Source organism: Pseudomonas sp. S1(2024) (assembly GCF_046557535.1).
In genome coordinates, this window is sequence record NZ_JBKGFP010000096.1 from 1 (window position 1) to 12,998 (window position 12,998).

General features: G+C 63.1%; 14 protein-coding genes, 1 tRNA gene and 1 pseudogene. 13 read left to right on the plus strand and 3 right to left on the minus strand.

Annotated elements, in window-relative coordinates; all coding sequences use genetic code 11:
- Positions 1-133: 133 nt before the first annotated feature.
- From ruvC to ACLCGK_RS26540, 13 genes are all read left to right on the plus strand, one after another.
- On the plus strand, positions 134-658 hold the full coding sequence (gene ruvC / locus ACLCGK_RS26480; RefSeq protein WP_004375291.1) for a crossover junction endodeoxyribonuclease RuvC: 525 nt from the start codon (positions 134-136) through the stop codon (positions 656-658).
- 109 nt (positions 659-767) lie between these two features.
- Positions 768-1,385 (plus strand): Holliday junction branch migration protein RuvA, encoded by a 618-nt coding sequence (gene ruvA, locus ACLCGK_RS26485; protein WP_015271473.1) that lies wholly within the window; start codon positions 768-770, stop codon positions 1,383-1,385.
- The gene (ruvB, locus tag ACLCGK_RS26490; RefSeq protein ID WP_004375289.1) at positions 1,382-2,428 is read left to right on the plus strand and encodes a Holliday junction branch migration DNA helicase RuvB; all 1,047 of its coding nucleotides are present in this window, start codon (positions 1,382-1,384) and stop codon (positions 2,426-2,428) included. The genes ruvA and ruvB overlap by 4 nt, the downstream gene beginning before the upstream one ends.
- Before the next feature lie 125 nt (positions 2,429-2,553).
- Positions 2,554-3,006 carry a tol-pal system-associated acyl-CoA thioesterase gene (gene ybgC / locus ACLCGK_RS26495; RefSeq protein ID WP_023662944.1) on the plus strand — a complete coding sequence of 151 codons (453 nt, stop codon included), beginning with the start codon at positions 2,554-2,556 and terminating at the stop codon, positions 3,004-3,006.
- A gap of 2 nt (positions 3,007-3,008) precedes the next feature.
- The gene (gene tolQ, locus ACLCGK_RS26500; RefSeq protein ID WP_015271471.1) at positions 3,009-3,704 is read left to right on the plus strand and encodes a protein TolQ; all 696 of its coding nucleotides are present in this window, start codon (positions 3,009-3,011) and stop codon (positions 3,702-3,704) included.
- 14 nt (positions 3,705-3,718) lie between these two features.
- Entirely contained in the window at positions 3,719-4,171 is a 453-nt protein-coding gene (gene tolR / locus ACLCGK_RS26505; RefSeq protein WP_003254760.1) for a protein TolR, read from the plus strand.
- Complete coding sequence (gene tolA, locus ACLCGK_RS26510; protein WP_013973804.1) at positions 4,171-5,277, plus strand: cell envelope integrity protein TolA; 1,107 nt, start codon at positions 4,171-4,173, stop codon at positions 5,275-5,277. The genes tolR and tolA overlap by 1 nt, the downstream gene beginning before the upstream one ends.
- A 26-nt stretch (positions 5,278-5,303) precedes the next feature.
- Entirely contained in the window at positions 5,304-6,575 is a 1,272-nt protein-coding gene (tolB, locus tag ACLCGK_RS26515) for a Tol-Pal system beta propeller repeat protein TolB (protein WP_038408273.1), read from the plus strand.
- Between the two features lie 53 nt (positions 6,576-6,628).
- A complete protein-coding gene (gene pal, locus ACLCGK_RS26520; protein WP_003254755.1) occupies positions 6,629-7,129 on the plus strand; it encodes a peptidoglycan-associated lipoprotein Pal in 501 nt (166 codons plus the stop codon).
- A gap of 6 nt (positions 7,130-7,135) precedes the next feature.
- The gene (gene ybgF, locus ACLCGK_RS26525; protein ID WP_023662947.1) at positions 7,136-7,942 is read left to right on the plus strand and encodes a tol-pal system protein YbgF; all 807 of its coding nucleotides are present in this window, start codon (positions 7,136-7,138) and stop codon (positions 7,940-7,942) included.
- Positions 7,943-8,102: 160 nt separating this feature from the next.
- Positions 8,103-8,750 carry a 7-carboxy-7-deazaguanine synthase QueE gene (queE, locus tag ACLCGK_RS26530; protein ID WP_015271468.1) on the plus strand — a complete coding sequence of 216 codons (648 nt, stop codon included), beginning with the start codon at positions 8,103-8,105 and terminating at the stop codon, positions 8,748-8,750.
- Positions 8,751-8,767: 17 nt separating this feature from the next.
- Positions 8,768-9,442: a 7-cyano-7-deazaguanine synthase QueC gene (queC, locus tag ACLCGK_RS26535; protein WP_013973801.1), complete on the plus strand. Its 675-nt coding sequence runs from the start codon at positions 8,768-8,770 to the stop codon at positions 9,440-9,442.
- 60 nt (positions 9,443-9,502) lie between these two features.
- Positions 9,503-9,578, plus strand: a tRNA-Lys gene (locus ACLCGK_RS26540).
- Positions 9,579-9,755: 177 nt separating this feature from the next.
- Here the strand turns inward: ACLCGK_RS26540 and ACLCGK_RS26545 are convergent.
- From ACLCGK_RS26545 to ACLCGK_RS26555, 3 genes and pseudogenes are all read right to left on the minus strand, one after another.
- On the minus strand, positions 9,756-10,715 hold the full coding sequence (locus tag ACLCGK_RS26545) for a cation diffusion facilitator family transporter (protein WP_015271466.1): 960 nt from the start codon (positions 10,713-10,715) through the stop codon (positions 9,756-9,758).
- Between the two features lie 155 nt (positions 10,716-10,870).
- Positions 10,871-11,626, minus strand: coding sequence for a methyl-accepting chemotaxis protein (locus ACLCGK_RS26550; RefSeq protein ID WP_371035244.1), 756 nt, complete (start codon positions 11,624-11,626; stop codon positions 10,871-10,873).
- Between the two features lie 102 nt (positions 11,627-11,728).
- A pseudogene (locus tag ACLCGK_RS26555) lies at positions 11,729-12,997 on the minus strand (HAMP domain-containing protein); the annotation flags it as partial.
- Between the last annotated feature and the right edge of the window lies 1 nt (position 12,998).

Sequence of the window (12,998 nt, forward strand, 5' to 3'; positions counted from 1 at the left end):
CCGACAAACCACCCCCAACAGGCACAGCCCCCCCCCCAATTCTTCCACTGCACTTGTGGGAGCTGGCTTGCCGGCGTTGGGCCGCGCAGCGGCCCCAATGGTGTTAAAACATGAGCTTTGTACGACGGGCACTATGACTCTGATTCTTGGTATCGACCCCGGCTCGCGCATCACCGGCTATGGCGTGGTACGCCAGACCGCCCGTGGTTGCGAGTACGTGGCGTCGGGCTGCATTCGCACCGGCAGCGGCGAGCTGCACGAACGGTTGCAGATCGTTTTTCGTGGCGTGGGTGAAATCATCGCCCAGCACGGCCCGGTAACCATGGGCATCGAGCGGGTGTTCATGGCCCGTAACGCCGACTCGGCGCTCAAGCTCGGCCAGGCCCGTGGCGCGGCCATCGTCGCAGCCGCCGAAGCCGGCCTGGAAATCGCCGAGTACAGCGCCACCCAGGTCAAGCAGGCGGTAGCCGGTACCGGGGGGGCGAACAAGGAGCAGGTGATGATGATGGTCATGCACCTGCTGAAACTGACGCAGAAGCCGCAGATCGACGCCTCCGACGCCCTGGCTATCGCCCTGTGCCACGCCCACACCCGTTCCAGCCTGGTGCCGCATGGCCTGGCCACGGCACGGCGGCGCGGCGGGCGCTTGCGTCTGTAGGCGCTTCATGCGCTGATACACATTTTGTTCGGGTGATGCGTTCACCCGCTGCATTTGCTGATAGGGTTGAGCGGTCTTTGACCGGCTCCCCGAGAGGAAGGATCGGAACGTGATTGGACGTTTGCGCGGCACCCTGGCGGAAAAACAGCCGCCGCACCTGATTATCGACGTCAACGGCGTAGGTTACGAACTGGAAGTTCCCATGACCACGCTGTACCGTCTGCCCAAGGTGGGCGAACCCGTAACCGTGCACACCCACCTGGTGGTGCGCGAGGATGCTCACCTGCTCTACGGTTTTGCCGAAAAGCGTGAGCGCGAGCTGTTCCGCGAGCTCATCCGCCTGAACGGCGTAGGGCCGAAGCTGGCCCTGGCGCTCATGTCCGGGCTGGAAGTGGACGAACTGGTGCGCTGCGTGCAGGCCCAGGATACTTCGGCCCTGGTGCGCGTGCCCGGTGTCGGCAAGAAGACCGCCGAACGCCTGCTGGTCGAGCTCAAGGACCGCTTCAAGGCTTGGGAAACATCCCCGGCCATGTTTACCCTGGTCTCCGACGGGCCGCTGCCGGTCGCCAGCGCATCCACAGCAGAAGCCGATGCCGTCAGCGCCCTGGTTTCGCTGGGCTACAAGCCGCAGGAAGCCAGCAAGGCAATCGCCGCGATCAAGGACAAGGCCGGCCTGAGCAGTGAGGAACTGATTCGTCGCAGCCTGAAAGGGATGATTACCAAGTGATCGAAGCCGACCGCCTGATCGCCGCCAGTGGCCGCGACCGTGAAGAAGTCCAGGACCGTGCGATTCGCCCGCTGCGGCTGGACGAGTACATCGGCCAGCCAGTGGTGCGCGAGCAGATGGCGCTGTTCATCCAGGCCGCCCGTGGCCGTAGCGAGTCGCTCGACCACACGCTGATCTTCGGTCCGCCCGGCCTGGGCAAGACCACCCTGGCCAACATCATCGCCCAGGAAATGGGTGTGTCGGTCAAGAGCACTTCGGGGCCCATTCTCGAGCGCCCGGGCGACCTCGCGGCGATGCTGACCAACCTCGAACCGCACGACGTGCTGTTCATCGACGAGATCCACCGGTTGTCACCGGTCGTCGAAGAGGTGCTGTACCCGGCGATGGAGGACTTCCAGCTCGACATCATGATCGGCGAAGGCCCTGCGGCCCGTTCGATCAAGCTGGACCTGCCGCCGTTCACCCTGGTCGGTGCCACCACCCGTGCCGGCATGCTCACCAACCCGCTGCGGGACCGCTTCGGTATCGTCCAGCGCCTGGAGTTCTACAGCGACAAGGACCTGGCCACCATCGTCAGCCGTTCGGCCGGCATCCTTGGCCTGGCCATCGAAGACCAGGGTGCCTACGAGATCGCCCGCCGGGCCCGTGGCACGCCACGTATCGCCAACCGCCTGCTGCGCCGCGTGCGCGACTACGCCGAAGTGCGCGGCAAGGGCCAGATCACCAAGGCCGTGGCCGACATGGCGCTCAACCTGCTGGACGTCGACGAGCGTGGTTTTGACCACTCCGACCGCCGCCTGCTGCTGACCATGATCGAGAAGTTCGACGGTGGCCCGGTCGGCGTGGACAACCTGGCGGCAGCCATCAGTGAAGAGCGCCATACCATCGAGGACGTGCTCGAGCCGTACCTGATCCAGCAAGGCTACATCATGCGCACGCCGCGCGGCCGCGTGGTCACCCGACATGCCTACCTGCACTTCGGCCTGAACGTGCCCGGGCGCCTGGGGGAGGGTGGGGATTTTTCCGAAACGGGCGATGAGTGACAGATCGAAAACGGCTTTTCGTGGTCCTACCGCTGGCATGCCGAGGGTGCGCTGGCAATAAGACATTAATGAAGAAAAAACAGTTGCCACAGCGGATTGGCAAGCTGAGGAGTAAGCACTAGAGTATGCGCGCGCAAAATGGCCTGGAACCGTTCGCACACCGTTGTCGAGTCTATTACGAAGATACCGATGCCGGTGGCGTGGTGTATTACGTCAATTACCTGAAATTCATGGAGCGCGCGCGTACCGAGCGGCTGCGGCACCTGGGCTTTTCCCAGGCGCAGCTGGCCAAAGACAACCTGCTGTTCGTGGTCCACTCCAGCGAAGCGCGCTATCACGCGCCGGCGCGGCTGGACGACGAGCTTCGGGTGACCGCGCAAGTACTTGAACTCAATCGCGCCAGCCTGCGCTTCGTGCAGCAGGTCTGGCGGGAAAAGGATGAAACGCTGCTCTGCGAAGGGCAGTTCCTGGTGGCCGCCGTGCGCGCCGACACTTTCAAACCCCGAGCCATACCCCCGGAGCTGCGTGACGCCTTTGTGGCGGACGGCTCGGGTACTCAATCGAATGCAGGAGAATAAGCGTGGAAGCTAACGTCGTCGACCATACCTCCATGTGGAGTCTGGTCAGCAATGCCAGTGTGCTGGTACAGCTGGTAATGCTGACCCTGGTGGCCGCCTCGGTCACCTCATGGGTCATGATCTTCCAGCGCAGCACCATGCTGCGCGCCGGTCGTCGTGCGCTGGATGCCTTCGAGGAGCGCTTCTGGTCGGGCATCGACCTGTCCAAGCTGTACCGTCAGGCAGGCAGCAACCCAGACCCGGATTCCGGTGTCGAGCAGGTCTTCCGTGCCGGCTTCAAGGAATTCTCGCGCCTGCGCCAGCAGCCTGGCGTTGACCCGGACGCGGTCATGGAGGGCGTTGCCCGTGCCATGCGCGTAGCCATCTCGCGCGAGGAAGAAAAACTCGAGCAGAGCCTGCCGTTCCTGGCCACCGTCGGTTCGACCAGCCCGTACATCGGCCTGTTCGGTACCGTATGGGGCATCATGAACTCCTTCCGCGGCCTGGCCAGCGCCCAGCAGGCCACCCTGGCCACGGTCGCCCCGGGTATTGCCGAAGCGCTGATCGCCACCGCCATCGGCCTGTTCGCGGCAATTCCGGCGGTCATCGCCTACAACCGCTTCTCGGCGCGCAGCGAAGTGCTGATCGGCCGTTACTACACCTTCGCCGACGAGTTCCAGGCGATCCTGCACCGCAAAGTGCACACCAGCGAAGAGTAATCAGGTAGAAGCCCATGGCCCGAGTTCGCCACAAACGCAAGCCCGTCGCCGAGATGAACGTGGTGCCCTACATCGACGTGATGCTGGTACTGCTGGTCATCTTCATGGTGACGGCGCCCATGCTCAACCAGGGCGTCAAGGTAGACCTGCCCAAGGTTTCCAGTGAAGCCTTGCCGCAGGACAACAACGTCCAGATCCTCACCATCTCCATCAAGGCCGACAAGACCTACTACTGGAACCTCGGCAGCGAAGTCGATACCGACAAGCAGATGGACAAGGCCATGACCTTGCCAGCCATGACCGACGCGGTGACCAAGATCATTGCCGCCGGCCGTGACCAGGGCAAGCAGACCCAGGTGTTCATTCGTGGCGACAAGGCTGTCGACTATGGCGCGGTCATGGGTGCCATGGGCGGGTTGCAGAAGGCCGGTGTCGGTAACGTTGGCCTGATTACCGAGGCGCCCTGATGCAACAGCGAGAGCCATCCGCCTCGGAAAGCTACTTCTGGCCCAGTATCTGGGCCATCGGCCTGCATGTGCTGGTGTTCGCCCTGCTGTTCGTCAGTTTTGCCATGACGCCTGAGCTGCCGCCATCCAAGCCGATCGTCCAGGCTACCCTGTACCAGCTCAAGTCCAAGAGCCAGGCGACTACCCAGACCAATCAGAAGATTGCCGGGGAAGCGAAGAAAACCGCTTCGCGCCAGACCGAAGTCGAGCAGCTGGAACAGAAGAAGGTCGAGCAGGAGGCCGTGAAGGCCGCGGAACAAAAGAAAGCCGACGCTGCTCAAAAGGCCGAGGAGGCCCGCGAGGCCGCCGAAGCCAAGAAAGCCGAGGCAGCTGCCGAGGCCGCCAAGGCCGCCGAGGCCAAGAAAGCCGCCGAAGCCAAGAAGGCCGAAGAGGCGAAGAAGGCTGCCGAGAAGCAGCAGGCCGACATCGCCAAGAAGAAGGCCGAGGAAGAAAAGAAAAAAGCCGAAGAAGAGGCCAAGAAAGAGGCCGCTGAAGAGGCGAAGAAACAAGCCGCCGAGGACGCCAAGAAAAAGGCGGCCGAAGAGGCCAAGAAGAAAGCAGCCGAGGACGCCAAGAAGAAAGCGGTAGCCGAGGAAGCGAAGAAGAAGGCAGCTGAAGAGGCCAAGAAAAAGGCCGCTGCAGATGCCCAGAAGAAAAAGGCACAGGAAGCGGCCCGCAAGGCGGCGGAAGACAAGAAAGCCCAGGCCCTGGCCGAGCTGTTGTCCGACACCACCGAACGGCAGCAGGCGCTGGCCGACGAGCAGGGTGACCAGGTGGCCGGCGACTTCGACGACCTGATCCGCATGCGCGCGGCCGAGGGCTGGGCTCGTCCGCCTTCCGCGCGCAAGGGCATGACGGTGGTCCTGCAGATCAACATGTTGCCGGACGGTACCATCACCAGCGTCAGCGTGGCCCGGTCCAGTGGTGACGGCCCGTACGACAGCTCGGCGGTGGCAGCAGTGAAGAACATCGGTCGTCTGACCGAGATGCAGGGTATGAAGCCGAGCGATTTCAACCAATATCGTTCGTTCAAGATGACATTTACACCTGAGGATCTAGCGTTGTGATTAAACGTCTGAGAGGACTGCTGGTCATGCTGTGCTGCGTGGCAGGCATGGCCGTGGCAGAGGAAAAGAACATCCTGGTCACCAGCGGCAGCGACCGGGCCACGCCCATCGCGGTAGTGCCGTTCGGTCTGCAGGGCGGCAGCGTGCTGCCGGAAGACATGGCCGACATCATCGGCAACGACCTGCGCAACTCCGGCTACTACTCGCCGATTCCGCGGCAGAACATGATCAGCCAGCCGTCCCAGGCCAGCGAAGTGATCTTCCGTGACTGGAAAGCGCTGGGTGCGCAGTACGTGATGGTTGGCAGCATCGTGCCGTCGGGCGGTCGCCTGCAGGTGCAATACGCGCTGTTCAACGTCGCCACCGAGCAGCAAGTGCTGACCGGTAGCGTGGCGGGCAGCGTCGACCAGCTGCGCGACATGGCCCACTACATTGCCGACCAGTCGTTCGAGAAGCTCACCGGCATCAAGGGTGCGTTCTCCACCCGCATGCTGTACGTGACGGCCGAGCGCTTCTCCACCAACAACACCCGCTATACCCTGCAGCGTTCGGACTATGACGGTGCACGTGCGGTCACCCTGCTGCAATCGCGCGAGCCGATCCTGTCGCCACGCTTTGCACCGGATGGCAAGCGCATCGCCTATGTCTCGTTCGAGCAGAAGCGTCCGCGCATCTTCGTCCAGCACATCGATACCGGTCGCCGCGAGCAGGTCACCAACTTCGAAGGCCTGAACGGTGCGCCAGCCTGGTCGCCGGATGGCACGCGCCTGGCGTTCGTGCTGTCGAAGGACGGCAACCCGGACATCTACGTGATGAACGTGGCTTCGCGCCAGATCAGCCGTGTCACCGCTGGCCCGGGCATCAACACCGAGCCGTTCTGGGGCAAGGATGGCAACACCCTGTACTTCACCTCCGACCGTGGCGGCAAGCCGCAGATCTACAAGCAGTCGGTCGGTGGCGGTGGTGCCGAGCGTGTAACTTTCGTGGGTAACTACAACGCCAACCCGAAACTGTCGGCGGACGAAAAGACCCTGGTGATGATCCATCGCCAGCAGGGCTTCACCAACTTCAAAGTTGCGGCCCAGGATTTGCAACGCGGAAGTGTAAAGATTCTCTCTGAAACGAGTCTTGATGAGTCTCCCACTGTTGCGCCAAACGGCACCATGCTAATCTACGCCACCCGCCAGCAGGGCCGGGGAGTCTTGATGCTCGTGTCGCTTAATGGCCGCGTGAGGCTCCCACTTCCTACCGCTCAAGGCGAAGTCAGAGAACCGTCCTGGTCCCCTTACCTGAACTGATTGCGGCGTAATACTTTTGCTTAACACACTGGGGTTTCATTAGGAGTTTCACGATGGAAATGCTGAAGTTTGGTAAATTTGCTGCGCTGGCTCTGGCCATGGCCGTAGCTGTAGGTTGCTCCTCGAAGGGCGGTGACAACGCAGGCGAAGGCGCTGCTGTAGATCCGAACGCTGGCTACGGTGCCAACACTGGCGCTGTTGACGGCTCCCTGAGCGAAGAAGCTGCCCTGCGCGCAATCACCACCTTCTACTTCGAATACGACAGCTCGGACCTGAAGCCAGAAGCCATGCGCGCCCTGGACGTTCACGCCAAGGACCTGAAAGCCAACGGCAACCGCGTTGTCCTGGAAGGCAACACCGACGAGCGCGGCACCCGCGAGTACAACATGGCTCTGGGTGAGCGTCGTGCCAAGGCCGTTCAGCGTTACCTGGTTCTGCAGGGCGTTTCCCCTGCTCAGCTGGAACTGGTCTCCTACGGTGAAGAGCGTCCGGTTGCCACTGGCAACGACGAGCAGTCCTGGGCTCAGAACCGTCGCGTAGAACTGCGTAAGTAAGTTCTTATGCGTATGGGCCGCCGTGTAGTAACCGTCCTCGCACTCAGCCTGCCGCTTGCGGCCTGGGCTGAGGTCCCTGTAGTTGATGACAACGCAGGCAGCTATCCGCCTGCGGGTTATGGCACGAGCGGCGCCTATGCCGGGTCAGGGGCTTCGGCCCCTGCCTCTGCACAGGGCCAGCTGTTCATGCAGCTGCAACAGATGCAGGATCAGCTTTCCCGCCAGCAAGGCATCATCGAAGAGCTGCAGAACGATGTGTCGCGCATGAAGCAGGAAAACCTGGAGCGTTACCAGGACCTGGACCGTCGCATCAACAGTGGCGCCGCGCCTGCCGCGACCCCTGACAATTCCTCCGGTGGTGGTGCATCCAATGCCGCCCCCGATGCAGCAGCAGGTGCTGCTGCGCAACAACCGGCCGCCAGTAGCGAGCCCGGTGATCCGGCGAAAGAAAAGCTCTACTACGATGCCGCTTTCGACCTGATCAAGCAGAAAGACTTCAACAAGGCCAGCCAGGCGTTCAACGCCTTCCTGCGCAAGTACCCCAACAGCCAGTACGCCGGCAATGCCCAGTACTGGCTGGGTGAAGTGAACCTGGCCAAGGGCGACCTGCCGGCTGCCAGCCAGGCCTTCGCCCAGGTCAGCCAGAAGTATCCGAAGCACAGCAAGGTGCCGGATTCGCTGTACAAGCTGGCCGACGTCGAGCGCCGCATGGGCCACACCGACAAGGTCAAGGGTATCCTGCAGCAGGTCATCACCCAGTACCCCGGCACCTCGGCCGCGCAACTGGCCCAGCGTGACCTGCAGAAGCTCTAAACAGTACCGCTTGAAAGAAACCCGCGCTTGTCGCGGGTTTTTTCGTTAGAATCAATGCCCTTTTTTCGTAAACACGCTGCTGCGGATAACGCTATGTCGAGTCCGCGACAGTGCCTGACGGAGGCGGGCAGCCTGTTTAGCTGTCACGCCCGTGGCGAGCATGCAAGACACATTACGCATCACCGAAGTCTTTTACTCTTTGCAGGGTGAAACGCGAACGGCTGGGTTGCCCACGGTATTCGTGCGCCTCACCGGTTGCCCCCTGCGCTGCCAGTACTGTGACAGTGCCTATGCCTTCAGTGGCGGCACCGTTCGCACCCTCGATTCGATCCTTGAGCAGGTCGCCGGCTTCAAGCCGCGCTACGTTTGCGTCACCGGCGGCGAGCCATTGGCCCAGCCCAACGCCTTGCCGCTGTTGCAGCGCCTGTGTGACGCCGGTTACGAGGTGTCGCTGGAAACCAGCGGCGCGCTGGATATTGCCGGCACCGACACCCGCGTCAGCCGCGTGGTCGACCTGAAGACCCCAGGCTCCGAAGAGTCGCACCGTAACCGCTACGAGAACATCGAGCAGCTGACCCGCAACGACCAGGTCAAGTTCGTCATCTGTTCCCGTGAGGACTATGACTGGGCGGTCTCCAAGCTGATCCAGTACAACCTGGCCGAGCGTGCCGGCGAGGTGTTGTTCTCGCCCAGCCACCACCAGGTGAACGCCAGCGAGCTGGCGGACTGGATCGTCGCCGACAACCTGCCCGTACGCTTCCAGCTGCAGCTGCACAAGCTGCTGTGGAACGACGAACCCGGACGTTGATTGAGGAGCAAGCACACATGACCGACAAACGCGCAGTAATCCTGTTGTCCGGCGGCCTGGACTCGGCCACCGTGGTCGCCATGGCCAAGGCCGAAGGCTACAGCTGCTACACCATGAGTTTCGACTACGGCCAGCGCCACCGCGCCGAACTGAACGCCGCCGCCCGCGTTGCCCGTGACTTGGGCGTGGTCGAGCACAAGGTGATTGGCCTGAACCTTGACGGCATCGGTGGCTCGGCATTGACCGACAGCAGCATCGACGTACCGGAAACCCCGGGTGAAGGCATCCCGGTCACCTACGTGCCGGCGCGCAACACTGTGTTCCTGTCCCTGGCCCTGGGCTGGGCAGAGGTGCTGGAAGCCCGTGACATCTTCATTGGTGTGAATGCCGTGGATTACTCCGGCTACCCCGATTGCCGCCCCGAGTTCGTCGAAGCCTTCGAGCGCATGGCCAACCTGGCGACCAAGGCTGGCGTCGAAGGGCAGGGCTTCCGCATCCAGGCGCCGCTGCAGAACATGAGCAAGGCGCAGATCGTGCAGGCCGGCATGGCTCGCGGCGTGGACTACAGCCTGACCGTTTCCTGCTACCAGGCCGATGATGACGGCCGTGCCTGCGGTAAATGCGACAGCTGCCGCCTGCGTGCCGACGGCTTCAAGGCCGCCGGAGTCGAAGATCCGACGCGGTATTTTTGAAAAAAGTTTGATGGGGTGTTGATTTCCCGTTAGAAATCAGTATTATACGCGCCATCCGACGGGTCGTTAGCTCAGTTGGTAGAGCAGTTGGCTTTTAACCAATTGGTCGTAGGTTCGAATCCTACACGACCCACCATATGCAGTACGTCAAAGCCCGCTACCGGTAACGGTGGCGGGCTTTTTCGTTTTCGGCTGCTTGTACTGGCCTCATCGCAGGCAAGCCAGCTCCCACAGGGCTTGCGCATGACTTGGGGCTAATGCGGTCGAGGTGGGAGCTGGCTTGCCGGCGAAAGGGGCGCAAAGCGCCCCCAGCTTACTCAGCCCACTCCGGATCCCCGGTAAACACCACCGTCAGCCAGCGGTCCGGCCCTTCACCACCCACGGCATCACCGATCTCGTTGCGCCACGCATCCCATTCATCGATGGTTTTCGCGGCCATGGCCTTCGGCACGATGAAATACAGTTCGATCTCCCGCGAGCGCCCGACCTTGGCCACATAGGCGCGGTACGACTGCAACCCATGGCGTGCGACGAAGGCCTTGGCGACTTCATCCACGTGCAGCTTGAGGTCGCCAGGGGTCACCAGGAAAATTTCCGACAGGGCCTGGCGCACCACCGACATCGGCAACGGCACGATCACCAGGCAGACCAGCGCCAGCACCGCCGGGTCGATATACGGCGACACCCACTCCAGCGATGTGCCTTGCACCGCATAGCCAAAGCAGAAGGCGATCAGCAGCGCGGCGGTGATGCTGGCTGACATCACCCAGCCCTTGACGTCCATGCGCACGAAGTCCGAGCCCAGCTTGCGGTTGGCGCGGGCCTCGACAACAGCGATGGTCACGCAGGCGATCACGGTCAGCACCGCGTAGACCATGGCGATGCCGAACTCCAGGTGGCGCCCGCCTTGCAGCAGGCTGCTGACGGCGTTGATCAGCGCATAGATGGCCACGCCGCTGAGCAGGATGCCGTTGAGCGCCAGCACCATCGGCTCCAGGTGCCAGAAGCCCATGGTGAAGCGCTCGCGCAACTTGCGTGACATCTGCACGCTGGTGGTATGGGCGGTAATCAGCCTGACCACCACCAGCGACAGCCCGCTCATGCTGGCATCGACCAGCGAATAGACGCCGTCGAACACGATGGAGAACGAGCCGGAGGCCAGGCCGAAGGCGATGCCGATGACGGCGATGAACAGGGTGACGGCGATCGAGGTGCGTAACAGGCCCTGTTCGCTGCTGATGTCGAAGAAGGTGGGGCGAGTTGGGTTTTGCATAGGTTGTGCTCGATAAAATCAATAATGCTGTATTGCCTGTTGGGGCCTCTTCGCGGGCTCGCCCGCTCCCACAGGGTATGGCGCCACCCCGAAGGGCTGGGCATTTCCTGTGGGAGCGGGCATGCCCGCGAAGAAGGCGCACTGGCCCTGACAGGTTAGACGCGGAACTGCTCCATCAGCGCCTGCTGCTGGTTGGCCAGCCGGTTCAGGGCCTGGCTGATCCGCGCTGACTCATCGGCCTGGCCTGCCAGCGATTCGGTCACATCGCGAATGCCAGCCACATTGCGGTTCACCTCTTCGGCTACTGCGCTCTGCTCTTCAGCCGCCGAGGCAATCTGCAGGTTCATGTCGCTGATCACTGCCACTGCCTCGCCAATACGTTGTAGCGCCGGCAGCGCCTGTTCCATCCGCGCGGCGCTGTCCTGGGCCTGGCGCTGGCCTTCCTGCATCGCGCCCACCACATCCTGGGTGCCTTGCTGCAAGCCTTCGATGACCTGGCGAATTTCCTCCACCGACAACTGGGTACGCTGGGCCAGACCACGCACTTCATCTGCCACCACGGCAAAACCACGCCCGGCTTCGCCTGCACGGGCGGCTTCGATGGCGGCGTTGAGCGCCAGCAGGTTGGTTTGCTCGGCAATGGTGCGGATCACTTCCAGCACCGATCCGATCTGCCCGCTGCGGCCTTCCAGCGCGCGCGCCTCGTCCATGGCGGTGTTCATGCCAGCGGCCAGGCGGTCGATGCCCTGCCGGGTGCTGTCGATCAGCTGCAGGCCCTCGCGGCTGGCTTGGTCGGCAGCGCGTGCGGCCTGGGCCGCCTGCGAGGCGTTATGGGCGACATCCAGGGCGGTGGCGCTCATTTCATTGGCGGCGGTGGCCACCTGTTCGATTTCGCGGTGCTGTTGCTGCATGCCGGTGCTGGTCTGGCTGGCGATGGCTGCCGACTGGTCGGCGGTGCCGCGGGCTTCCTGCAGTGAGCCTTTGACCTGGGCTATGACTGGCTGCAGCTTGTCGAGAAAGCGGTTGAACCAACCGGTAAGCTGGCCCAGTTCGTCCTGGCGGGCATACTCCAGGCGGCGGGTAAGGTCGCCTTCGCCGCTGGCGATGTCTTCCAGGCGCGCGGCCACGGCCAGGATTGGCCGGGTCACCCCGCGTGCGGTCAGCCACACCAGCAGCAAACCGACTACCGCAGCGCCCAGGCCAACCAGCAGGCTGGTGAGGTTGGCGCTGTGGTTGTGCGCATCCAGGCGCTGGTTGAGGGCGACGGCTGGCGCCTGCAGCACGCTTTCCGGCAGTTCCAGCAATACCTGCCAGGGGGCGGCATCAGGGATTGGCGTGAACGGGTGGGCAACACGCAGCAGGCCGTCGGCTACCACCTTGTCCATGGGCTCGCCGAGCTTGCTGTCGTCGCGGCTGTTGCCGGCCAGCAGGCCGGCCGCGCTAGCGATACTGACCTGGCCCTGGCCGTCGAACAGCTCCCGGCGGCCGTCCAGGCTCAGCTGTTGCAGGTTGGCCAGGCCGATGTCCAGGCCGACCACGCCGACCACCTTGCCGTGCTCCAGCAGCGGCAGGGCGATACTGGTCATCAGCACCTGGCGGCCATTCACTTCGTCGAGGTATGGCTCGAGCATGCAAGTTCTGGCGGTATCCTGCGGGCAGGTCAGCCAGCGGTTCTTCGCCACGCCGTTGCTGCCGATGCTGGCGTCTCCGAGCATCGATTCCGGCATGGCTTCAAGCTCCAGGGTGCCGGGGCGGGGTTGTGACCAGTACAGCGAGAAGCGCCCGCTCTCGTTGCTGCCCATTGCATCCTGGCCGAGGTACTGGCTGTCCGGGTCCAGGGCGTTGGGCTGGAACACCAGGTACAGGCCGATCACATCCGGGTTGCCGGCCAGGCTGGCGCGGGCCTGGCGCGTCAGTTCGGCGCGCAGGTCGTTGCCGCCACGGGCCTTGAGCACCTGCACCAGGCGGGCAAAGCCATTGCCGTACTGGTAGGCGTCCATGAAATAGCGCTGGATGCGCAGGGCCTGGGTTTCGGCATGGGCCTGCAGGCGCAGGCGTGCGCTGCTGTCGAGCATTTCGGTATTGGCCTGGTTGACCAATGCCGCGCTGCGCCGCGCCTGGGCCAGCGATGTGGTTACCAGCAGGGCGACGATGGCCAGCAGGCACAGGCCGGCGAGCAGGGTGATCTTCCACTGGATGGAGAGGCGACGCAGCGGCATGAGGGCTTTCCTTTTCGAGCAAATGCAACGCCCGCGATCAGGCGCGGGCGTTGTCGGCAGCATG